Origin of the sequence: Pseudobacillus wudalianchiensis (assembly GCF_001685015.1) — a bacterium.
GTDB classification, from domain to species: domain Bacteria; phylum Bacillota; class Bacilli; order Bacillales; family Domibacillaceae; genus Pseudobacillus; species Pseudobacillus wudalianchiensis.
In genome coordinates this window covers 210,644-234,001 of the sequence record NZ_MAYT01000001.1, presented here as the reverse complement: position 1 = coordinate 234,001, position 23,358 = coordinate 210,644, and the positions used below count along the sequence as shown (strand labels likewise).

The window sequence follows — 23,358 nt, the reverse complement described above, 5'->3', positions numbered from 1 at the left end:
TTATTTTTCCTCCTTATTCTTCGTATAGTCACGTTTACGTGGAGGGATCAAGGAAACATCTACGTCTTCATAATGGAAACCAGGAGCTTCGTTCTCTCCTTTAAATGTTGCCATTGTTGTTTTGAGGAAGTCCTCGTCATTACGATCTGGGAATTCTGGCTTGTAATGAGCTCCACGGCTTTCATTACGGTTAAGAGCTCCAATTGTAATAACGCGAGCAAGATGAAGCATGTTTTTCAACTGGCGCGTGAAGGCTGCACCTTGGTTGCTCCATTTTGCTGTATCGTTAATGTTAATGTTTTTGTAACGCTCCATTAACTCAACAATTTTATTATCTGTTTCTCTCAGCTTGTCGTTGTGGCGAACAACTGTAACGTTTGCTGTCATCCACTCACCAAGCTCTTTATGAAGCAAGTAAGCATTTTCCTTGCCGTCCAACGACATAATACCGTTCCATTTTGCTTCTTCTTGTTTCACATGTCGGTCAAAAACAGAGGAAGAAATAGCATCCGCTGATTTTTCTAATCCATGAATATATTTAACTGCATTCGGGCCGGCAACCATTCCACCATAAATAGCAGATAGAAGGGAGTTAGCACCTAAGCGGTTCGCACCATGTTGTGAATAATCACACTCACCCGCAGCGAACAAACCAGGAATATTTGTTTGTTGCTCATAATCAACCCATAATCCACCCATTGAATAGTGAACCGCAGGGAAGATTTTCATTGGTACTTTACGTGGATCCTCACCCATGAATTTCTCATAAATTTCAATGATACCACCTAACTTAATATCAAGTTCATGTGGATCTTTATGAGAAAGGTCAAGGTATACCATGTTTTCTCCGTTAATACCAAGCTTTTGATTTACGCACACATCAAAAATTTCACGTGTTGCAATATCACGTGGTACAAGGTTTCCGTATGCCGGATATTTTTCTTCCAGGAAGTACCATGGCTTCCCGTCTTTATATGTCCAAACGCGTCCACCTTCTCCACGTGCTGATTCACTCATAAGACGAAGTTTGTCATCGCCAGGAATAGCTGTTGGGTGAATTTGGATAAATTCGCCATTGGAATAGTATACACCTTGCTGATACACGATAGATGCAGCAGAACCGGTATTAATAACAGAGTTTGTCGACTTACCAAAGATAATACCAGGTCCTCCAGTAGCCATAATAACTGCATCGCCTGGGAATGATTGAATGTGCATGTCACGCAAGTTTTGAGCAACAACTCCGCGACAAATATTTTCATCGTCAAGAACAACGCCGAGGAATTCCCAGCCTTCATATTTCGTAACAAGTCCAGCTACTTCAAAGCGGCGAACTTGCTCATCCAATGCGTATAAAAGCTGTTGACCTGTTGTTGCTCCAGCAAATGCTGTACGGTGATGCTGTGTACCACCAAAACGGCGGAAATCAAGCAGACCTTCCGGAGTACGGTTGAACATAACTCCCATACGATCCAACAAGTTAATGATGCCAGGTGCTGCTTCCGTCATTGCTTTTACAGGAGGTTGATTCGCTAAAAAGTCTCCACCATAGACCGTGTCATCAAAGTGAATATAAGGTGAATCTCCCTCACCTTTTGTATTAACCGCACCATTAATACCACCTTGCGCACACACAGAGTGGGAGCGTTTAACCGGAACTAGAGAAAACAAGTCAACCTGTGTTCCTGCTTCTGCTGCTTTAATTGTAGCCATTAAACCGGCCAAACCGCCGCCGACTACAATAATTTTTCCATTACTCATTGAGACTCACTCCTTTTTCTCCCAAATCCAAACTTAACTTATTTCAACGATGTACTTATACGAACGCAAGAATTGCACGAACCCCTACAACAGAAAGCGCAACAAAAACAACCATTGTGACATATGTCATAATGCGCTGTGAACGAGGTGAAATCGTAAGTCCCCAGCTTACGCTGAAAGACCACAGGCCATTAGCAAAGTGGAATACTGTCGAAATGACACCGACTATGTAAAAACCAACCATTAACGGATTGGAAAATACATCCGCCATCATTTGAAAGTCCACTTCAGCGCCAAGTGCTGCTTGGATTCTTGTTTCCCATACGTGCCATGCAATGAATACAAGCGTAATGACACCAGACACACGTTGCAAGAAGAACATAACATTGCGGAAATGACCAAATCTGCCAATATTATTCTTCGCTGTGAAAGCAATATACAATCCGTAGATAGCATGGAATAACAATGGAAGGAAGATAACAAATGTTTCCAATAAATAACGGAATGGTAAGCCTTCCATTACACCAGCAGCTCGGTTAAATGCCTCCTCGCCTTTTGTTGCAAAGTGGTTTACGACTAAGTGTTGCGTTAGGAACAATCCTACAGGTATGACACCAAGCAATGAGTGCAGCCTGCGATAAAAAAATTCTCGGTTGTCAGCCATGTTTTACCCCCCTTAATCTTGAAGCATCCGACAAAATATCCTTTGTTTCGGCAAAGCTTCATATTGTAACTATTTTGTGACAAGACCATTTTACTCTCATCGCTATGAAGCGTCAAGGATACGTCCACTCTTTTTATATTGTAAAAAAGCGACAAAAACTGAATGTTTCTTCACTTTTTTTGAATTCTATTACAAATTTATTATATCACAATATTGATTTGATAAATTCCTTTTTTCTCTTCCAACTGTTGTATATAATGGATAACAGAAAGTGGGGATGAAATTGACGAATCAACTCGACCAACAAGAGATAAAAGGCCTCTCTGTACCTGTTTTTGGTTATGAACTAATTCGAGATTCTCTATTAACAGACATACTTGGCAAAGAAGCTGACTCGATCCTTTACTGGGCAGGAAAATCACTTGCTAGAAAGTTTCCTTGCAAAAGCAGTGAAGAGCTTTTCTCTTTTTTCGAAGAGGCTGGCTGGGGAACTCTTACTCTTCTAAAGGAAGCAAAACGTGAGAAGACCTTTGAACTCGGCGGCCCTTTCGTTGAAAGAAGATTTTCGATCCATTCTGAACCTTCCTTCTCCCTTGAAAGTGGATTTTTAGCCGAACAAATCACTTCACACGAACAAACTGAGGCAGAGTCAGTGATTGATATACAAAAACGGACAAAAAAAGTAACCGTAACTGTAAAATGGGAATAAGAAATGAATAGAGAAAAGGCTGTCCGTTAAGGAAAATGGACAGCCTCTTCTCTATTTCTCTTCCGCTTTTCCTTGCAGCTCTTCGAGAATTTCTTTCACTGTCTTCTCTGGAATACCGATTGATCTTAACTCTTCCTCTGTTGCTTCTTTTATTTTTTTGACAGAACCAAAGTGCTTTAACAGCTGCTTTTTACGTTTAGGCCCTACCCCAGAAATATTATCTAGGATCGATTGAAAGGTTCCCTTTCCACGAAGCTGACGGTGAAATGTAATCGCAAAACGGTGAACTTCATCCTGAATGCGCTGCAGCAAATAAAACTCCTGGCTATTATGTGCAAGCGACACGACTGAGGGCGGTGTACCGTATAAGAGCTGTGAGGTACGGTGCTTATCATCCTTTGCCAGACCAGCAACCGGGACATCTAAATTTAATTCATTGAGCAAAATATCCTTCGCTGCTTCAATTTGCCCTTTGCCGCCATCGATGATAATTAAATCCGGCAGCGGCAATCCTTCTCTAAGCACACGGCTATAACGGCGGCGTATAACTTCTCGCATAGAACCATAATCATCCGGTCCTTCTACTGTTTTGATTTTAAATTTGCGATATTCTTTTTTTGCAGGCTTGCCATCAATGAACACAATCATCGCTGATACGGCATCTGTTCCTTGAATATTAGAGTTATCAAACGCCTCAATCCGAAGCGGCGTTTGAATATTCATCGCGCGCCCCAGCTGCTCTACCGCTTTAATTGTTCTTTCCTCGTCGCGCTCAATCAGCGCAAACTTTTCCGCTAGTGCCGCCTGTGCATTGCTGGCTGCCAAATGAACGAGCTCTTTCTTTTTTCCTCTTTGAGGCTTTATCATTTTCACCTCAATTAACTGCTCAGCAAGAGAATCATCTACCTTTTCCGGCAGCAGAATTTCCTTCGGCTTAAAATGGTTTGGCTGATCATAAAATTGCCCAAGATACGTTAAGAATTCTTCTTCTGGTTCATCATAAATAGGGAACAGAGAGACATCACGTTCGATTAACTTACCCTGCCGGATAAAAAACACCTGCACGCACATCCAGCCTTTATCAACGGCATAGCCAAATACGTCGCGGTCTGTAAAATCGGTCGTGTTAATTTTCTGTTTCTCCATCGTCGCTTCAATATGGGCGATTTGGTCACGGAATTCTTTTGCCCGCTCAAATTCTAATTTTTCAGCCGCTTCCTGCATTTTTGCAGTCAGCTGCTCTTTCACTTGTTGATGTCCCCCATTTAAAAAACGGGTAATTTCGTTCGTCATTTCCTTATATTGTTCGTCGGTTACTTCATTTACACAAGGAGCAAGACACTGTCCCATGTGATAATAAAGACAAACTCTATCCGGCAAATTCATGCACTTTCTGAGCGGATACAACCGGTCGAGCAGCTTTTTCGTTTCGTTCGCTGCATGGGCATTTGGATAGGGACCGAAATATTTAGCTTTGTCCTTTTTTACTTTTCTCGTGATAATTAGCCGAGGGTGTCTCTCGGCTGTTAGTTTGATAAAGGGATAGCTTTTATCATCCTTCAGCATAATGTTATACTTCGGATCATATTTCTTAATCAAATTTAGCTCAAGAATAAGCGCTTCAAGGTTGGATGACGTAATAATATATTCAAAATCTTCTATTTCCCCAACGAGCCGCTGTGTTTTTGCATCATGTGAACCTGAAAAATACGAACGGACGCGGTTTTTCAGCACTTTTGCTTTTCCGACATAAATAACGGTGCCTTGCCGATCTTTCATTAAATAGCATCCCGGCTGATCCGGAAGCAGCGCCAGCTTATGTTTAATAATTGAATTCATCTTCTCACCTCCCGGATGAGTTCTGTTTCATTATTATGTCTACAAAAAACCGTCTTCTGTCTAGGACAGAAGACGGTTTCTCTCATGAAATTAAGCGTGTTTGTTTACTAATTCAGCCAATGCTTCTTTCGGTTGGAAACCGATTACCTTATCAACAGGCTGGCCGTCCTTGAATAAAATAAGTGTTGGAATACTCATAACACCGAATTTTCCAGCTGTTTCTTGGTTTTCATCCACATCGATTTTTACGATTTTTACTTTGTCAGATAGTTCTGCATCAAGCTCTTCTAAAACAGGAGCGATCATTTTACATGGTCCGCACCATGGAGCCCAAAAGTCTGCTAACACAAGACCGCTAGCTGTTTCATTAGTAAAGTTTTGATCAGTCGCTTTTACAATTGCCATTTAAAAACCCTCCTAAAGTTACATATACTATGGTCAGTATAGCACCGATTATAATTGGATGCTATTTTTTTGCTTTACATTTTATTTTTCCCTTTTCCATAACCTTTACTCTTAAAAAGAGACTTTAAACAATCAAACTGTCATCTTTTATGATCTATCTTAATTTTTCATGACTCATCGTCTCTTTTTCTAGAATAAAGGCATACTTATCAGGAATGGTACGTCAAAATAAACAAATAAAAGCTGGCACTTATTGTGCCAGCTTTTATTCATTAAGACGAAGCGACCTTTAGCTTTTTAAATTCCTCTGTCAGCATTGGCACGACTTCAAATAAGTCGCCAACGATGCCATAGTCCGCTACTCCAAAAATACTTGCTTCTGGATCTTTATTAATGGCCACAATAATTTTAGAGTTAGACATACCAGCTAAATGCTGAATTGCTCCCGAAATGCCACAGGCAATATATAAGTCTGGTGTAACGACTTTCCCTGTCTGGCCAATTTGCAGCGAGTAGTCGCAATAATCTGCATCGCACGCCCCGCGGGAAGCACCGACTGCACCGCCCAGTACATCTGCGAGTTCTTGCAGCGGCTTAAAGCCATCTTCACTTTTCACCCCGCGGCCGCCCGCGACAATCACTTTCGCTTCTGACAAATCAACGCCTTCAGCTGTTTTGCGAACTACTTCCTGAATAACTGTCCGAATATCTTTAATATCCGTGTTTACAGGATAGATATCACCTGTGCGGGATTCATCCTTTTCAAGCGGCGCAATGTTGTTTGGACGCACTGATGCCAATAGAATCCCTTCGCTTACTTTTTTCTTTTCAAAGGCTTTTCCGGAATAAATCGGACGAGTGAAAATCATTTCGCCGTCTTCTTCTTCTAACGCTGTCGCATCAGAAATGAGCCCAGCTTGCAGCCTGGAGGCGATCTTTGGAGACAAATCCTTCCCAAGCGCTGTATGGCCAAAAATAATCGCATCTGGATTTTCGCGGTCTGCAACAGCAAGCAATGCCTGCGAATAACCGTCAGAGGTATATTGCGCCAGCTTTTCATGTTCCACAGTCGCCACACGATCTGCCCCGTAATGAATAAGCTGATCGGCTAATCCGCTGATAGATTCTCCAATCAATACTCCTACTACTTCTCCGCCCTGAGCGACCTTTTTACCGGCTGCGATCGCTTCAAATGAAACATTTCTTAGTACTCCATCACGTATTTCTCCCAATACTAATACTTTTTTTGACATATGAATCCCCTCCTGTCCTGTTTGTTCTTTAGATAACCTTTGCTTCGTTATGCAATAAGTTCACAAGCTCTTTGACCTGATCGCTTAAATCGCCTTCTAAAACGCGGCCCGCTTCCTTTTTCGGCGGCAGGAACACATCGATTGTTTCTGTTTTTGCTTCTACATCGTCTTCATCGAGATCTAAATCATCTAACTCCAATTCTTCCAGCGGCTTCTTCTTCGCTTTCATGATACCCGGCAAAGAAGGATAGCGCGGATCATTCAAACCTTGCTGAGCTGTGACAAGCAGCGGCAATGAAGTCTCGATTTTTTCCGAGTCCCCTTCTACATCCCGCACAATGTGAACGCTTTCACCCTCAATTTTAATATCCGTAATCGTTGTGACATATGGGATGCCGAGCTGATCGGCTACACGCGGGCCAACTTGGCCGCTTCCACCGTCAATGGCTACATTTCCAGCAATAATTAAGTCGGCCTTCTTGTCTTTTAAAAACTCAGCAAGAATCTTGGCAGTTGTATATTGATCACCATTTTCGACGTCGTCTTCTGTATTGATGAGCACAGCTTTGTCCGCTCCCATTGCTAGCGCAGTACGGAGCTGCTTCTCTGCTTCTTCACTTCCAACAGAAACAACTGTTACCTCTCCGCCTTTCTCATCACGGATTTGAATCGCTTCTTCTACCGCATACTCATCGTATGGATTGATAATAAACTCAGCACCATCCTCCTGGATTTGGCCATTTGCCACGCTGATTTTTTCTTCAGTATCAAAAGTTCGTTTTAGCAATACGTAAATATTCATAACTTCCCCTCCCGCTTTGTTCTTTTCTGTTCATTTAAAAGATTGCGAATATTTTAGTGAAAAAATAATCATCCTTTAAACTGAGGTTCACGTTTTTCGATGAAAGCACTTATTCCTTCTTTGGCATCTTGAGATTCAAATACTTCACCAAAAAGCTCAGCCTCTCTTTCCGCCCCCTTATAGTACTCAGCATGCTTAGAAAAATTCAGCAATTCAATGGCTGCTTTCATGCTGACTGGACTTTTCAAAGAAATCTTGGCTGCCATTTCACGCGCTTTTGAAAGCAGCTCTTCTTCTGGATAAGCTTGGTTGGCCAGCCCCCATTGGACAGCTTCCGTACCGGTAATGGGTTCGCTCGTCAGCAATAATTCTGCCGCTTTTGCCGTACCAACATACCGAGGCAGCCGCTGTGATCCGGCAAACCCTGGGACTAGACCGAGAGAAAGTTCCGGCAGTCCAAGCTTGGCCTGTTCCGAAACTAACCTAATATGACAGCTCATTGCGAGTTCCAAGCCTCCGCCGAGTGCCGCCCCGTGAATAGCCGCAATCACTGGCTTTGGAAAATTCTCAATGCGCTCAAATACCCGCTGTCCGCGAGCCGCAAGCTCAGAGAATTCTTTCCCGCTCTCTACTGTTGTAAATTCTTTAATATCAGCACCAGCTGAAAAAAATCTCCCCTCGCCATGAATGAGGACAACACGTACTTCTTCATCTTGCTCAATCTCATTGAACGCTCGCTCAACGTCAGTGATCAACGCACTTGAAAGAGCATTGGCCGGCGGTCTTTGAATTAAAACTTCTGCCGTCCGACCCTCTCTTTTCCACGATATGTATGCCATTTTCTTACCATCCCCCTTACATTTCAATGCAGGTCAGTGAACAGAAAATCCATTTAGCAGCATATCTCCCACTTCAGGAGCCAATGCTGGAAGATCATACTTTTGTTCATTCATCACCCAAGTGGTAACTGTTTCATCAATCGTTCCAAAAATCATTTGTCTGGCAAGCTGAATATTTAAAGAAGATCTAAATTCCTTTTTTTCAACGCCTTCCTTTAATATTTCATCAATCAGCTGCAAATAATGTTTTAAGACTTCATTAATCTTCATGCGAAGTTCTTTATTTGACTGTCTCAACTCCAGCTGGGTAACGACTGCTAAATGCTTATCCTCTGCCAACATTGTAAAGTGATGTTCCACTAATAATAATAATTTCTCCGCAGCTGTGTTTTTTCCTGCTAAAGCTTCTTGAATTTTCTTCACAAAACTTCCCATCTTCTCTTGAAATAATGAGATTAATATGTCTTCCTTATTTTTAAAATATAAATAGATTGTGCCGTCCGCAACTCCCGCTTGCTTAGCTATTTTTGCAACCTGGGCTTGATGATAGCCGTTCTCTGCGATTGTCACAACAGCAGCATCGATAATCTGATGATACTTTGGTTTATTTCGTTTCACAGGCTGCCCCTCCCGTTCTTTCATAAGATGAAATGAATGATCATTCATTCATGTTTTTATCTTACCTTTTTACACAAAAAGAGTCAAGAGGGGACAAGTCTTTTATTTTCATAACTTAACTTGTTTTTTCTTGTTTCCTTTTTTCTTCATCTATTAGTGCGCGCCTTAAAATTTTACCGACAGCTGTTTTCGGAAGCTCATTTCTAAATTCATAGACTCTTGGTACTTTATAAGCTGCTAACTGGGTTCTGGCAAATTGATTTAATTCTTCTTCTGTCACGGAATATCCATCTTTTAATACAACATAGGCTTTTACCGTTTCACCTCGATAGGAATCCGGCACTCCTACAGCTACTGCTTCCTGTACTGCTTCATGCTCATATAAAACTTCCTCGATTTCACGCGGATAAATATTATACCCGCCTGCAAGGATCATATCTTTCTTGCGATCGACCACAAAAAAATAGCCATTCTCATCCATATATCCAACATCACCCGTCAAGAGCCAGCCGTCTTTGAAGGTCATTTCCGTTTCTTCAGGCCGCTTCCAGTAGCCCTTCATTACTTGCGGCCCTTTAACAACAATCTCTCCAATCTCACCCGGGGAAAGAATCTCTCCTGTATCCATAGACAAGATTGCCGCATCTGTATCCGGCCATGGAACACCAACGCTTCCCTTTACCCGCGAATGATCCCACAGGAAGTTCGAATGGGTAACCGGGGAGGTTTCAGACAGTCCATATCCTTCTACGAGCTTTCCGCCAGTGATTCTCTCAAATTTCTGCTGTACTTCCGCTGGTAATGGTGCTGATCCGCTAAGGCATGAATGAATGGAGGATAAATCATATTTTTTTAAATCCGGATCATTTAACAAAGCGATATAAATAGTGGGAGCACCAGGAAACAGTGTAGGTCGCTGCTTTTGAATCGTCTTTAATGTCGTCTTGACATCAAATTTAGGGAGAAGAACCATTTTGTATCCTTGCATGATTGATAGTATCATAACAGCTGTCATACCGTATACATGGAAAAATGGCAAGACACCGAGAATAGTTTCTTCCCCTTTCCTGCACTTATACAGCCAGGAGGCACACATCGTTGTATTAGCTATCAAATTCTTGTGAGTAAGCATAACACCTTTCGGAAAGCCTGTTGTTCCACCTGTATATTGAAGGATGGCAAGGTCCTCATTAAAATCGAAGGAAATATCTAATTCTTCGGCTGCCTCTATTTCCATGATTCGTTTAAACTCATGATTCGTTCCACGCTCTTCTACTTGTACTTTCAGACCGGTTTGTTTCATTTGTATAAAAGGATAAATAATGTTTTTTGGAAAAGGAAGATAATCTTTGACAGCGGTTACAATAATATGCTGCAAGTTAGTTCGTTTCATCGCTTGCCGTACTCGAGGATACAAAACGTCAAGTGTAATAATGACAGTAGAACCAGAATCCTTCATTTGGTACTCTATTTCTCTTTCCGTGTATAGCGGATTTGTTTGGACAACGATTCCCCCGGCATACAGGACTCCAAAATAGCTGATCACCGACTGTGGACCATTAGGAAGCATAATCGCTACCCGGTCCCCCTTCTGAATGCCGAGCTTTCTCAGATAACGCCCCATCTTTAAAGAGGATTCATATACTTCCTGGAAGGTTAATTCTTTTCCCATGAAATGAATAGCTATTTTATCAGGGTACTCCCTTGCCGCTTTCGTTAAGTACGATTGCACGGGCTGTTCTTCATAGGTAAGTGAAGCGGGTATTTCCTTTGGATACTGCGCAAGCCAAGGCCGAATACTCATTTCTCTCCCTCCCCATCCATTTTGAATATTATAAATATTCTATTCAATTATAAACCAATTCAGAAGGCTTTGCCAAATGGAAAAGACAAAGCCTTCTCCCTAACCTCAAGAAAGAAGGGGCAAAACTGAAAGAACAGTCACTTTACTGCTTTTTTACTTCAACGGCTTCTGATGAAAAGATTCGGATGATCATTTTGCCATTGTTTGAAGCCGCTCGAATTAAGATGGGATAATTGTATTCATTTTTAAAGACAAAGTCCGGTCCCCACCAGCTGACTGTAGCATCTTTTCCAGGTGGAACGTAAGGTACTCTTCTGCTATGTGAATAGCGCTCAACAATTTGTATTCCCTTTAAATTGACAGCATTAAATAACGTTGAGGAAACCTGGCATATTCCCCCTCCAATATCCTCTGCCAGTTCTCCCTTTACAATGACTGGAGCACGTTTATATCCTCTTTCTTTCGTCCGTTCCCCTACAACCTTGTTAAAGGAAAAGGTTTCTCCAGGAAAAACTACGCGATTATTCACCGCTTTTGCTGCCAAAAAGATATTGTAGGAACGTTCCTTATTGCTTTCCGTAAAATATGTTGCAAAGCTGCCGATCTCATTCGTACTGATTTCCGCTAAAAGCTCATTATCCACTTTTGGATAAATTTCTTTCTTTGGAATCGTCACGACAGCCGATTCTTTTCCGTAAAAGAATGCATACAATTGCTCGAGGAAGTTCTCTTTATCCAATCCTATTCCTGGTTTAGCAGAGATAATCTCCCCTTTATCATTTAAAGCAGCATTAACTGGTGCTCTATACACTTCTTTATCAAAACGCTCCACAAGGGACCGCACCTTGTGAAGATCGATCATTGACTCTTCCATTGGGAAAAGAAGAAAATGATTGCGTGTAATCGTTTCATTAATCGTTTCATCCGTAATCGTAAGACTTTGAGCTTCAGACGCAAGCGGAGCGGACGTCAATAGCAAAAGAAACATAAACATAATTTTCTTTATCATCACATAACCTCCCCCGCTTAGTATTCGTTGAAGGAAGGGTTTCATGTACGATAAAGAAAAAATGAAAAAGAAGTTGTTGCCCTAGTTAATCCTTTGCCAATGTCACACATAAAGTCGCGTTCTCGTTCCTATCATTTGCAAAAGAAAGTGCTTCTTTATTCTGACAATGAATCATGTTACCTTTTTTCGCTGAAAAACATTCACTGTCTATTGTAAAAGTTCCGCCGCCTTCCCAAATCATTACATATACATCGTCGTTCGGATGAGGATGGGGCGGCAACGATTGTCCAGGCTGAAAATTCAACACAAACATCATTGATTTCTCTCTGCTCTTTACTGCATGACGTATGAATGTCTCATCTAAAAAGGATATATATTCTTCCAACGATCATTTTTCCATTATCCTTCATCTCTTCCACTAAATTCACTTAAGCTTTTCACAAAAAAACCAGATGTCAATGAACAGACACCTGGGTTATCAGCTTGTTGGTTTTCGCTGCAATCAAATAAAGCCTTTTTATCAAGAAATATATCTCCCTAATCCATCATCCAAAACAATCGGCTTCTTGCCGCTCTTTGCTGCGGCCAACTTTCGTTTTAACCCCCAGAAAAAAACGATAACGATGATGCCGGTAATAATAGCTGCACCGGTATAGGATGCGGTCATAGATAATCCAAAGCCAATTTGCGCATTGAGTATATAAGTGAAGGTGGCCATCGTAATGAAAGCCGCCGGCACAGCCGCAATCCAAAAGTTTTTCTTCTGTAACGCCAAATACATCGCTCCTACCCACAAGGCAATCATAGCGGTTGACTGATTTGCCCACGAAAAGTAGCGCCACAAAATAGTAAAATCAATTTGTGTCAAACCGACTGAAATAGCAAACATCGGCAAGGCTATCCAAAGGCGATTGCCTATTTTCTTTTGAGCAGCACCGATATAATCAGCAATAATCATCCGTGCACTCCGGAAAGCCGTATCGCCAGACGTAATCGGCAGTACAATGACCCCGAGAATGGCCAATGTCCCAAATACAGCGCCGAGCGTTGTGGTTGCCACTTCTTTCACAACTCCGGCCGGTCCTGCTGTTGCAAGCAATTCAGTTAACGAGGCTCCGTTAAAAATCGACATAGCTGCCGCTGCCCAAATCATCGCAATGATTGCTTCAGTTATCATCATACCGTAAAAAATAAAACGGCCCTGTGATTCTTTTTGGGTCGTGCGCGAAATAATCGGAGATTGCGTCGCATGAAATCCAGACAAAGCTCCACAAGAAATCGTTAAAAATAAAAGCGGAAAAATAGGCAGATTGTCAGGATGCATATTCACAAACGAAAGCTCCGGAATTGGGTGGCCTTGGAGTATGAGAGCCCCTCCAATTCCAACCGCGCTAATTAATAACAATGCTCCAAAAAACGGGTAAAAACGGCCGATGATTTGATCAACTGGCAAAACAGTCGCCAACAAATAATAGATGAAAATAACAGCTACCCAAATCCCCAGCGTCATCCAGCCCGGTGTCAGATCGGCCAGCAACGCCGCTGGCGAGGATACAAAAACAGTTCCCACGAGCACAAGCAATAAAAGGGAAAAAGCGTTGACAACATGTTTAAAAACCTTTCCGAGAAAAATCCCAGCCAGTTCAGGCAAATGAGCTCCTCGGTTCCTCAATGAGATCATCCCTGTCAGATAATCATGAACCGCTCCCGCAAAAATAGCGCCAAACACAATCCATACAAAAGCAACTGGACCATAAAGGGCTCCCATAATAGGCCCAAAAATCGGTCCTACACCAGCGATATTCAACAGCTGAATGAGTGAGTTTCGCTTTTTGTTCATTGGTACATAATCTACACCATCAGCAAGTGTATAAGCTGGTGTTTTTCTCTCTGTCTTCACCCCAAATACCTTCTCCACATACTTGCCATACGTGAAATAGCCGACAATGAGCAGTGCAATGGCGGCAATAAAGGTAATCATGGCTTTCCCTCCTTTCCAACAATGTATGATCCCTTTATTTTATTTATAACGAGACGTGCCTTTATTGTGAAATCTCATTTAACTTCACATGATGCAAAGGAGCCGCCACACTGGTATACTTGGTTTTTGTGATTAGATGTCTGAGGAAGAATGTTAAAATTAGAAAAGTATGAGAGTGATTTTTTATCATCTCAACACCTCTCTTTTCTTAGTAGCAGTGGAGGAGAGACAATTTATTTATGATAAAGATAATTTCAATAACTACACAAGAAACCTGCAATCAATCTAAAATCAATTTATATATTTGACGGGGGCGCCCTTTATTGACAGGTTGTTCTTCTCCAATAATTTGAGCAAAGTTATGCTGCTCCAATTTACTTAAAATTCGGCGCGCACTTCGTGAAGTAATGCCAAAACCATCCGCTAAATTTCCTGCAGTGATCGTTTGATTTCCGCAGCTTTCATTAAACGAAATTAATTTATTAATCGTTCCAATGCTTAATCCGGTTTGCTTGGCAATTAAGAGCCGGCCAGGATCTTTACTACGTACCGCATACTCAAGCTGAAAAGGCTTTCCAATCGGCCCATGCACCTTTCCATCTGATTCAACAACAAAACAATTGCTATCATCTGTCGATCTAGCTTTGGAGAAAGCCTCATATGCTTTTAGCTCTGCTTCGTTTGCCGTATGCCCAAAACCAATTCCGCAAAAAACGGGTATATTTAATTTAGTATGAACAGATTGAAACATAGGAAATTTCCGGAAACGCTGTGTATGCTGCTCGATCTCTCCTCTCGTTGTTATAAGCCGAACATTCCCCTGCTCTGTCCAAACACTTAAAGCTTGTATGTCTTTTTCATATTCGGCAATTATCTGCCGTAAGATTTCTTCTCTTCGATTTATAACCTGTTTATCCACGCTCTGATCAGGTTTATCCGTATTCTGGCTAAAACCGATTATAACAATGGCAATTTGGCTTTCAACCTGATAGAGGCTTTTCCCTTCTAGCAGCACTTGCTGTAACGTCTGACGAATAGCTGATTTTGCTGGTGTAACTCGAAAAGCAGGAATGCCCAGCTTCTTTAGCTTTTCATAAACAAGATAATAACTCGTCATAGCCGTTGCAGTTTTTCCTTGCTTCCATAGATCATAATGAAAGGAAAAAAGTTTATCTAAATCCTGATGAAGCTTGCATTTCTTTTCATACATTTTTTCAGCGTTGATTTCTAATTCTTCTAAACATTCTTTTGCACCCGTTTCAGGCAAGTAATCAATACTGAAATTTAATTTATCAGCGCTCAAACCTGTTTGCTTAAAAGCCATAAATAATCCGCGATAAAAAGAGGCTTCGGTATATGGAATAAAAATCATTGGTTTATTTAACTCTATAGTAAAATGAGTTAAGTAATCACGCACAAGTAAATAAGGGACAGGCGCTGCAAATAAGAGAATATCTGTTTCTTTATGATACTTTTCAACCAGCTTTGTTACTTGATCAGGGTGACTATAAACCGCTTGCAGCAAATCGAGATCTTCAAATTGCTTTCCGATAAGCATCACTAATTCCACCAAATCAGGTGCTCCAAATACAGCCACTTTAATTTTCAAATGTATATCTCTTCTCCTTTCATATTTCTGAATATTAAAATATATTACCACACATTATTTATTCGTGTTTTAAAGTAGACTCAAAGAACTCTATAAAATTAAAAAAGCTAATGTTCCTGTGTACAAGAACATCAGCTCAGCCTGACCAAGTGTATGATAAACTTTGCCTACAATCCATTAGCTTTTGATGGAAACAATACAACTTATTCTATAACAAGTTTCTAGATACTCATTTTATTTAGCCGCAACAGGTGGAGTTCCTTCCAACTCCTCCTTTGTTTCAGATTTTGGATCATTTGATTTCCGGGCAACAGGCTCCTTTCCTGCCGACTGCTTTTTCATGACCATACTTACTATATAAGTCACGACAAAATTTAAGATGAGGGCAATCAATCCTGTATTTATGTTAAATAGATTGATTTCACTTACATGCATGCTTAAAGCAAACACGTTACCAGTAATTAAACCTGCTGCTATTCCTACTGGTTTAATAGTGCGGGAGAAGAAGATAGCCAGTAACCCCGGCAAAAATTGACCATATCCATAATAAGCCGTGTTAATTAAATTTAACATGAGACTTGGAGCCAGCAAAGTTAATGCCATTGAGCTCAGAAGATAAAGGATCACAATCGTTTGTACCCATTTTCTTTGAGATTTTTCCGGAACAGCCGGCATTAAATTTCTTGAAACAAGCCCCCCAACCGTTAAACTTGTAATGGCCAGCACTAACAGCCCTGAAAGTGCCGCCCCTGCAGCTACAAGACCCACTGCCCATGATGGAAGGATTGACATGACGGTAGCTATAAATGCCTGATTGGGATTTTGCAAATTTGGAATGTGAACTAAAGCAAAGTAAGAAGAAAGAATTAAGAAAGGATACATCAACATATAGAGTGGCATAAATCTTTGTGTTTTTTTGATTGTCCCCTCCGATTTGCCCGTAAAAATAACAGCCGTAATCAGCGGCATGCAATATAGGGCTAGGGCTTGAAAGAAAATGGTTGTTAAACTGAAAACCAAATGTTCCGGCTGATCAATCGTCACGGACGCACCTTGTTCTTTTGCCATTGAAAATAAATGAGAAACACCGTTTGCTTCTCTGATAACTGCTATACCAGCGATCACAATGGCTAAGAACATTAAGATGTCTTTTAGGATAGAAATCATGGCCGGAGCCTTTACACCGGATACAGAAATATAGAGAAACGCTATACATCCCGCAATAATGACAGCTGCCGTAGGTGACAAATTAAAGCCAAGGGAGCTAAGGGCAACAATGAGCCCCTCGAATTGCAGCTGTCCCCACGGAATCAAAAAGAGCAGAGCAGACAACGCCACTACTAACTCTAGACCGCGGTTGGAATAGTGTCCTTTAAATAGATCGGGGAGCGTCATGGCTCCATACTTCTTGCCCGCTCTCCAAAGCAGCGGAGCAATAAAATACCCAACAGGATACGCTAAAAGAATGTACCCTAAAAACCATAGTCCATAGCTAGGACCTTTTGCGTAAATGCCTCCAGGAAAGCCAATCATCGTTCCTATGCTATATATTTCACCAACCGCTAGAAAGAAAAGCAAAATCCCGCTGAATGCCCGGCCCCCAACCAAGTATTCCTCCACATTCATTTTCTTCTTTTTACCACGGCTGCTGAGTGCGATGCCCAATGACAAAAGTAAAATGAATCCGAATACGAAAGCTGTCATTATTCACTCCCCCTTTTTTGTCATATTTGTTCATCTTCATACTGATGCCGGTCAAAGAAATGCCAAGAAACGCAAAGACAAAGAGTAGTCAACGGGAACAAGAGAAATATCCAAAAATAAAGAATAGGGAACCCTAGAACGCTTACATCGGCTGCAGCAATAAACGGAACAACCCCAAAAATCGCCAGAAACGGTATTCCAATACCAATGAATAGACTGCCTATTTGTCGTAATGACAAAGAGATCTCCACCTTTCCGCTGATTCAGTATACACTCGTATACCTACTTAAAAGAGTCGCTTACCTTTCTTTCTGCAAAGTTTTGATGAGCATAGAGGTTATCACAGTAAACACATTTTATTTTCATAAACAACACAGCCGTCAATCAAGGTAGCCACGATGTCTATATCTTTAATTTCTTTTGGATTTACCTTTGTAGGATCCTCTGCCAAGACGGTAAAATCAGCTTTTTTCCCTACTTCAATACTGCCGGAATCATGTTCATCAAAATTTAGTTCAGCTCCCCAAATCGTCATAGACCTCAAAGCATCTTCCACACTGCATTTCTGGTCAGCCCCCAACACTTTTCCATCCTTCGTTATCCGGTTGACTGCTGCCCAAACGGAAAACAACGGAGAGATAGGGGTTACAGGACAATCTGAATGTACGGTAAAAAGGAGATTACGATCTAGAGCATCTTTGATTGGATTCATTCTAGCTGCTCTTTCCGGCCCAAGAAACAGTTTTTCATGGCGGTCTCCCCAATAATAAATATGATTAATGAAAAACGAGCCGGCTACCCCCAGTTTTTTCATTCGGTCCAAATCGGCCGCTGTTGCTGTTTGCACGTGCTCAATGCGATGACGATGATCTACACGGGGATGATGAGTTAAAGCAAACTCAAAAGCATCCAAGTTAGAGGCGATAGCCCGGTCGCCATTGCCGTGGATCGTCACCCGATAACCGCGTTTGTGCAGGTCCAGCACTTCTAAATTAAAATCCTCCTGGTCATGGATCAACTGACCATTTAGTTCAGAGTTGCAATAATAAGGCTCTCGTAATGCTGCCGTCAGCACTTGGATAGATCCATCCTGAAACAATTTAGCGCTGTCAAGACGAGCTCGTCCGTTAGACCGAAGATGAATATCTTCATCCAATTCTTTAGCAGATAAACCTCCAAATACATTATTCTCTCTGAGGAGATGATGCATAATCATTAATTGCATGCGCATAGGGTTTTGTCCTCCAGCTACTGCCTGGATATGTGCTTCGAGTTCCTCTACTCCTATGTTCAGACCAACGCCGGCATCTGTGTTTGTCGTAATTCCCTGAGCTAAATAATCTTTGGACGCTTCTCCCAATAAGGATACTAAATTCTCTACAGACGGAACAGGAATGTTTGATTCAACAAGATTCATAGCTGGAAGCTCGTATAGGACCCCATTTAATTTGCCTGCCCCATCTCTTCCAAAATGGCCGCCAGGCGGGTCTGTTATTTGCTCATCGATTCCGGCGAGCTTTAGAGCAGCCGAGTTGACAACAGCAAAATGAGCAGAAACATGCCGAATAAAAACAGGCTGATGAGGAACAACAGCGTCTAATTCTTCACGAGTCGGGTGACGCTTTTCCTCCAGAAGAGTATCATCATACCCATAGCCCAAAACCCACTGATTTTTTTCCTTTTTCCGGGCTAATTGCAAAAGTCGATCTTGAATATCACTAATATTTTTATTAAGTGGACTGCTGCAATTTGCTTGTTGGCGAAACTGGGCATACATTAACAAGTGATTATGCGTATCAATAAACCCCGGAAGCAATGTGCCTCCCTTTAAATTAATGATTTGTGTGTGCCTCGTAACCTCAACCTCATTCTTTGGCGGTTCAGCTTCCGGCCAAATCCCGCTGATTCGGCCATTTGTTACGGCCACTGAACCTCCACGTCTTCTTTCCTTGTCTAAAGTAAGGACATTGGCATTTGTCAACAAAACATCTGCTTTAATCATTATGAATCATCCTCTCCCGTTTCACCGGCTCATTTTGTTCTTTTTTCTCCGTGGTTGTGAAAAGAAATTTGTATACGCTTTCAAAAAAAGAAAAATATTCAGATTTTTCTTTTAAACAATGGTATTAAAAACAATAATTTCTTACAATAACCATAAGTGGACCTTTATTATGTTTTGAAAAGAAAAGGTGATACAAGCAGCATTGAGACGAACAAAATCGGGAAAGCCGGAAAGGTCTGTAACGAATAATAAAAGAGGTGTTAAGGTGAAAAAAGTAATTCTTGCTTATAATCGTGTATCTCCGCAAGTCCTTGAAGAGCTGGAAAAGGAATTTGAAGTCGTCTATTTTGAAAACAATGAATACTTGGATGATCCACGTTTTGTACAAACGCTGCAAAAAACAGCAGGCGTAATTGGGCTTGGACTAAACGTAACAAAAGAACTGCTTGATCTGGCTCCAACGTTAAAAATAATTTCAAACGTTTCGGTAGGATACGATAATCTGCCACTAGAGGAATTATCAAAGCGCGGCATCATGGCAACGAATACACCGGATGTATTAAACGACACAACGGCCGATGCCATCTTTGGCATTTTAATTGCGGCAGCCCGGCGGATGACAGAGCTGGATCATTATGTAAAAAGCGGAGCATGGACTGAGCTCTTGCCTCCGGAACTTTTTGGATTGGATGTGCACCATAAGAAGCTTGGCATTATCGGCATGGGCCGCATTGGACAGGCAATCGCTAAACGAGGACATTTTGGTTTCGATATGGAGATTTTATATCATAACCGTTCAAGAAGACCAGATGTCGAAGAATTGTTAAACGCTCATTATGTATCAATGGATGAATTATTGGCAGAGTCAGATTTTGTTTGCTTAATGGTCCCCGCTTCTCTCGAGACAAAAAATTTAATTAGCTATGGAGAGTTTAGCAAAATGAAACGAACAGCCATCTTCATTAACGGTTCACGGGGACAAAATGTAGACGAGGAGGCTCTTTATGACGCTCTCCAAAACGGCACCATTTGGGCTGCAGGCACCGATGTCTTTAAAGAGGAGCCTCTTCCTGCTCATCATAAGCTGTTAACATGCAAAAACTTAGTCACTCTGCCACATATCGGCTCCTCCACAGCTGAAACAGAGCACAAAATGTCTGTAGTGGCTGCTAAAAACCTACAAACAGGCTTAAAAGGACAGCAGCCGCCTAATTTATTGAATCCAAACATATTTTTAAATCAATAAATTTTGTACCGTACGTTCGATTGTTTAGATGGGATGCCTTGAATGGTTACACTTCTCTTTTTTTATCATATTTTAGTATTGATCACTTAAGAAAAGGAGCAGATTGATTCATGGTATCTCGTAAAAACAATCTTCCAAAATTATTGGACGGTTCGCTTTATCATTTAGTAAAGACCATTGATTCTTTTTTTGATGAACCGTTTAAACAGTTTGATGCTTTTTTTCACCATAACCTGTTCAAAATAGATTGGTATGAAACAAGCTCAGATGTGATTGTCGAAGCAGAGCTTCCTGGATATAAACGAGAGCAGATTCAAATTGAAATACTCGGAGACCGCTTGCGGATTGCCGTAGAAAACGCTCAACTAGCAGAAATGACCCCTTTTGAACAGTCCTACCCTCATCAATACCATGCTAGCCAGAGAATGGAACGCTTTATAACGTTACCCTTTCTTATTTCAGAAAAAGAGACGAGAGCGACTTATAAAGATGGCGTACTAAGAATTATCACACCTAAACAGCATTCTGCTAAACGCTTTATTAACATTGAGTAAAATTCCTTAATGTCCATTTATCTAACTAAAATAGCCTCTATCCATTTGGATTGCCTAAGCTCCGGAGCAAGGGAATCCACATATCTGATAAATAAAAGAATAAACTAAATTATTAATGACTTTTATACTGGGGTGGATAAACATATGCACCACTTTTCTCAAGATGAACTCGCCAACAAGACTTGGTCACTCTATCAAACAGCGGTGAACCAGGCAGCCCTTGTCCCCTTGATACACCCACGTATCCACCATACGTTCAGCGCCCAAAACCTGCTGGCATTTCTCGCTTATAAAAATAATATAGATTCCACCTTTGTAACCGCTCTTCAGAGTAGAGGTTTCTGCTTAAGTTCAAATCAAAGCATGATGCAGAGCTTGCAAATCCTTTGTTCCAACTTAGGCATCTCTCCTCCTATTCACACTCCTGATGCGGAGGCACACTCACAACTGAGAAGAGAACGAACGCAAACTGTATTAGGGGAAAGAGCATCTGAGCACTCTCCCCATATTATGGTCACCTTGGATGGTCAAATGACCTCCCCTTCTCTTATTGAAGGCTTCTTGCTGAACGGAATGACCATTGCCCGCATCAACTGTGCCTATGACGATACATTAACATGGAAAAAGATGATTGACACCATTCGCTATGCTGAAGAGCAATTAAGAAACAAGGGCAAATATAAAAATCAAAGGTGCCAAATCCATATGGATCTAGCAGGGCCTAAAATTAGAGTCGGTCCCCTAAAAAAAGTTGCCTATCCTTTAAAAATAGGCATAAAAAAAGACCGCTACGGCCGTCCGCTGGCAGCTAAAAAAGGAATCATCAGTTGGCAGTCTGCATCGACTAAACAGTTAGTCAACGAGGAATATGATTTTATTATTTCTACCTCTCCATGTGAACACTTTCGTCAATTGACAAAAGGAGATTCCCTTTCTTTCGTTGATAATCGAAATAAGAAGAGAAAATTCTTTATTACGGATACATTGCCGGCTGGCTTGATTGTCACGATTGAAGAAACTGCTTATATTACGGAGCATACGAAACTAAAAAGCACGCAAGGAGAAATAGAGTTATTCGTAAATAACGTTGAAAGATCCCCCATTCAAATAGAAGTTAAAAAGGGAGATCTTTTAAGAATTCATTTGAATCATTCCACAGAAGGACACCCTGCTACTGAATCAGCATCGGCTGCTATTTCCGTCAGCCTTCCTGAAGCATTCGCCTGTGTTCAAAAAGGACATAGAATATTTATCGATGATGGGAAAATCCAAGCCGTAGTAAGAACATGCAACCAAGACTTCATCGATGCCGAAATTATCTCTCCAGATATGGAGACAGCTATTAAAGAAAATAAAGGAATTAACTTACCTGATTGCGATGCCAATTCAACGATTTCAGCTTTAACGAATAAAGACGAGGAGGATCTGGCGTTTATCTGTGAGCATGCAGATATGGTAGGACTCTCTTTTATACACAGCGCCCAAGATCTTCAAAAGCTACAGCAGCTTTTAGCCAACTATTCACACAAAGATTTAACAGTGATCGCCAAAATTGAAACAAAAGAAGCGATCCATCATTTCTCTAACATTCTCTTAGAAGGGCTTACTTTCTCAAAATTCGGCATCATGGCCGCAAGAGGCGACTTAGCTATTGAAATAGGCTTTGATAAACTCCCGGTTGTTCAGGAAGAGATTTTATCAATGTGCCGTGCTGCTCATATTCCCGTCATCTTGGCCACGCAAGTGCTGGAATCGCTAGCTAAAAAGGGCACTCCTTCTCGATCTGAGTTAGCCGACTTATTCTTTGGAAGCGAATTTGATTGCTTAATGCTAAATAAAGGCCCGTTTATGGAAGAAACGATAGAGTTCTTAACGGAAACCCTTCTCTTAATATCCGAAGCAAAGGATTATAAGCAAACGTTCACACGCTCCTTCTCTTCTGTTAACGAAAGATAGCTGCTACTTAACATTTCATCAATTAGATGAATAAACAAGAAACATATAAAGCACTTCCCTAGCTGCGCTTAGGAAGTGCTTTTGTGATCAAGCTATAAATAATAGATAAATAACACCGATGGCAAGAAAGACGCCACAAAGGACGAGCAATACTTTCGCGAGTGTTTCCATAGTTCGGATGCTCCTTATTAAATTAAAGCTGCGCCAATAACGTATGATAATCCGACAGAGATTACCATAGAGATAAAGCCGACAGCACGGTTGTCTTGTTCAATTTCTTCATCAATTTTAAAACGGGGAGTTAAAAATTCAAAAATAAAGTAGCCAGCTAACAGCAAAACAAAACCAAATGCTCCCCAGCCAATCATCGTTAAAACATGATCATTATGGGCAATCGAATGGCGGAAAATATTCGCAAGACCGAATATTTTTCCGCCGGTTGCCATTGCCACAGCCATATTGCCTCTTTGGATTTCTTCCCAGTTGCGGTATTTAGTTACCAGTTCAAACACGGCTAGCGACAGTATAATACAGACAACGACTACACTGTAATAACCGGCAAGCTGTATAAATTCATTTTCCCAAAACTGGTTCATACATATA

At 41.2% G+C, this 23,358-nt stretch carries 21 protein-coding genes; 4 read left to right on the top strand and 17 right to left on the bottom strand.

The features are described from left to right. Positions 1-1,761 carry a succinate dehydrogenase flavoprotein subunit gene (sdhA, locus tag A8F95_RS01185; RefSeq protein ID WP_049663535.1) on the bottom strand — a complete coding sequence of 587 codons (1,761 nt, stop codon included), beginning with the start codon at positions 1,759-1,761 and terminating at the stop codon, positions 1-3. A 55-nt stretch (positions 1,762-1,816) separates the two neighbouring features. Continuing rightward, the gene (locus A8F95_RS01180; RefSeq protein WP_065408876.1) at positions 1,817-2,425 is read right to left on the bottom strand and encodes a succinate dehydrogenase cytochrome b558 subunit; all 609 of its coding nucleotides are present in this window, start codon (positions 2,423-2,425) and stop codon (positions 1,817-1,819) included. 277 nt (positions 2,426-2,702) lie between these two features. Between A8F95_RS01180 and A8F95_RS01175 the strand changes: the two genes are divergently transcribed. Beyond that, positions 2,703-3,134, top strand: coding sequence for a YslB family protein (locus A8F95_RS01175; RefSeq protein ID WP_065408875.1), 432 nt, complete (start codon positions 2,703-2,705; stop codon positions 3,132-3,134). Positions 3,135-3,185: 51 nt separating this feature from the next. Here A8F95_RS01175 and uvrC read toward each other — a convergent pair whose 3' ends face one another. The 14 genes from uvrC to A8F95_RS01105 form a co-directional block, all read right to left on the bottom strand. Next, positions 3,186-4,973 carry an excinuclease ABC subunit UvrC gene (gene uvrC / locus A8F95_RS01170; RefSeq protein WP_065408874.1) on the bottom strand — a complete coding sequence of 596 codons (1,788 nt, stop codon included), beginning with the start codon at positions 4,971-4,973 and terminating at the stop codon, positions 3,186-3,188. Positions 4,974-5,063: 90 nt separating this feature from the next. Continuing rightward, positions 5,064-5,378: a thioredoxin gene (trxA, locus tag A8F95_RS01165; RefSeq protein WP_049663540.1), complete on the bottom strand. Its 315-nt coding sequence runs from the start codon at positions 5,376-5,378 to the stop codon at positions 5,064-5,066. 272 nt (positions 5,379-5,650) lie between these two features. Continuing rightward, positions 5,651-6,631, bottom strand: coding sequence for an electron transfer flavoprotein subunit alpha/FixB family protein (locus tag A8F95_RS01160; RefSeq protein ID WP_065408873.1), 981 nt, complete (start codon positions 6,629-6,631; stop codon positions 5,651-5,653). 28 nt (positions 6,632-6,659) lie between these two features. Beyond that, on the bottom strand, positions 6,660-7,433 hold the full coding sequence (locus A8F95_RS01155; RefSeq protein WP_065408872.1) for an electron transfer flavoprotein subunit beta/FixA family protein: 774 nt from the start codon (positions 7,431-7,433) through the stop codon (positions 6,660-6,662). Positions 7,434-7,501: 68 nt separating this feature from the next. Beyond that, positions 7,502-8,272, bottom strand: coding sequence for an enoyl-CoA hydratase (locus A8F95_RS01150; RefSeq protein ID WP_065408871.1), 771 nt, complete (start codon positions 8,270-8,272; stop codon positions 7,502-7,504). A 33-nt stretch (positions 8,273-8,305) separates the two neighbouring features. Beyond that, positions 8,306-8,890, bottom strand: coding sequence for a fatty acid metabolism transcriptional regulator FadR (locus A8F95_RS01145; protein ID WP_065408870.1), 585 nt, complete (start codon positions 8,888-8,890; stop codon positions 8,306-8,308). Between the two features lie 115 nt (positions 8,891-9,005). Further along, entirely contained in the window at positions 9,006-10,694 is a 1,689-nt protein-coding gene (locus A8F95_RS01140) for a long-chain-fatty-acid--CoA ligase (RefSeq protein ID WP_065408869.1), read from the bottom strand. Between the two features lie 142 nt (positions 10,695-10,836). After that, positions 10,837-11,703, bottom strand: a complete 867-nt coding sequence (locus A8F95_RS01135; RefSeq protein WP_065408868.1) for a VanW family protein — start codon at positions 11,701-11,703, stop codon at positions 10,837-10,839. A gap of 85 nt (positions 11,704-11,788) precedes the next feature. After that, complete coding sequence (locus A8F95_RS01130; RefSeq protein WP_141676204.1) at positions 11,789-12,088, bottom strand: cupin domain-containing protein; 300 nt, start codon at positions 12,086-12,088, stop codon at positions 11,789-11,791. A 135-nt stretch (positions 12,089-12,223) separates the two neighbouring features. Next, positions 12,224-13,684, bottom strand: coding sequence for a carbon starvation CstA family protein (locus A8F95_RS01125; RefSeq protein WP_065408867.1), 1,461 nt, complete (start codon positions 13,682-13,684; stop codon positions 12,224-12,226). Between the two features lie 280 nt (positions 13,685-13,964). Next, a complete protein-coding gene (locus A8F95_RS01120; RefSeq protein ID WP_065408866.1) occupies positions 13,965-15,293 on the bottom strand; it encodes a helix-turn-helix domain-containing protein in 1,329 nt (442 codons plus the stop codon). 234 nt (positions 15,294-15,527) lie between these two features. Beyond that, positions 15,528-16,997: a sodium:solute symporter family protein gene (locus tag A8F95_RS01115; RefSeq protein ID WP_065408865.1), complete on the bottom strand. Its 1,470-nt coding sequence runs from the start codon at positions 16,995-16,997 to the stop codon at positions 15,528-15,530. Positions 16,998-17,017: 20 nt separating this feature from the next. Then, a complete protein-coding gene (locus A8F95_RS01110; protein ID WP_218060655.1) occupies positions 17,018-17,236 on the bottom strand; it encodes a DUF3311 domain-containing protein in 219 nt (72 codons plus the stop codon). Positions 17,237-17,337: 101 nt separating this feature from the next. Beyond that, positions 17,338-18,999 carry an amidohydrolase gene (locus A8F95_RS01105; RefSeq protein WP_065408864.1) on the bottom strand — a complete coding sequence of 554 codons (1,662 nt, stop codon included), beginning with the start codon at positions 18,997-18,999 and terminating at the stop codon, positions 17,338-17,340. 265 nt (positions 19,000-19,264) lie between these two features. Between A8F95_RS01105 and A8F95_RS01100 the strand changes: the two genes are divergently transcribed. The 3 genes from A8F95_RS01100 (at position 19,265) to A8F95_RS01090 (ending at position 22,755) form a co-directional block, all read left to right on the top strand. Further along, a complete protein-coding gene (locus tag A8F95_RS01100; RefSeq protein ID WP_065408863.1) occupies positions 19,265-20,245 on the top strand; it encodes a 2-hydroxyacid dehydrogenase in 981 nt (326 codons plus the stop codon). Positions 20,246-20,355: 110 nt separating this feature from the next. Further along, the gene (locus A8F95_RS01095) at positions 20,356-20,799 is read left to right on the top strand and encodes an Hsp20/alpha crystallin family protein (protein WP_065408862.1); all 444 of its coding nucleotides are present in this window, start codon (positions 20,356-20,358) and stop codon (positions 20,797-20,799) included. Positions 20,800-20,931: 132 nt separating this feature from the next. Beyond that, on the top strand, positions 20,932-22,755 hold the full coding sequence (locus tag A8F95_RS01090) for a pyruvate kinase (protein WP_141676203.1): 1,824 nt from the start codon (positions 20,932-20,934) through the stop codon (positions 22,753-22,755). Positions 22,756-22,943: 188 nt separating this feature from the next. On the opposite strand, the gene A8F95_RS01085 is transcribed toward A8F95_RS01090, so the two are convergent. After that, on the bottom strand, positions 22,944-23,351 hold the full coding sequence (locus A8F95_RS01085; RefSeq protein ID WP_065408860.1) for a DUF350 domain-containing protein: 408 nt from the start codon (positions 23,349-23,351) through the stop codon (positions 22,944-22,946). Positions 23,352-23,358 lie beyond the last annotated feature (7 nt).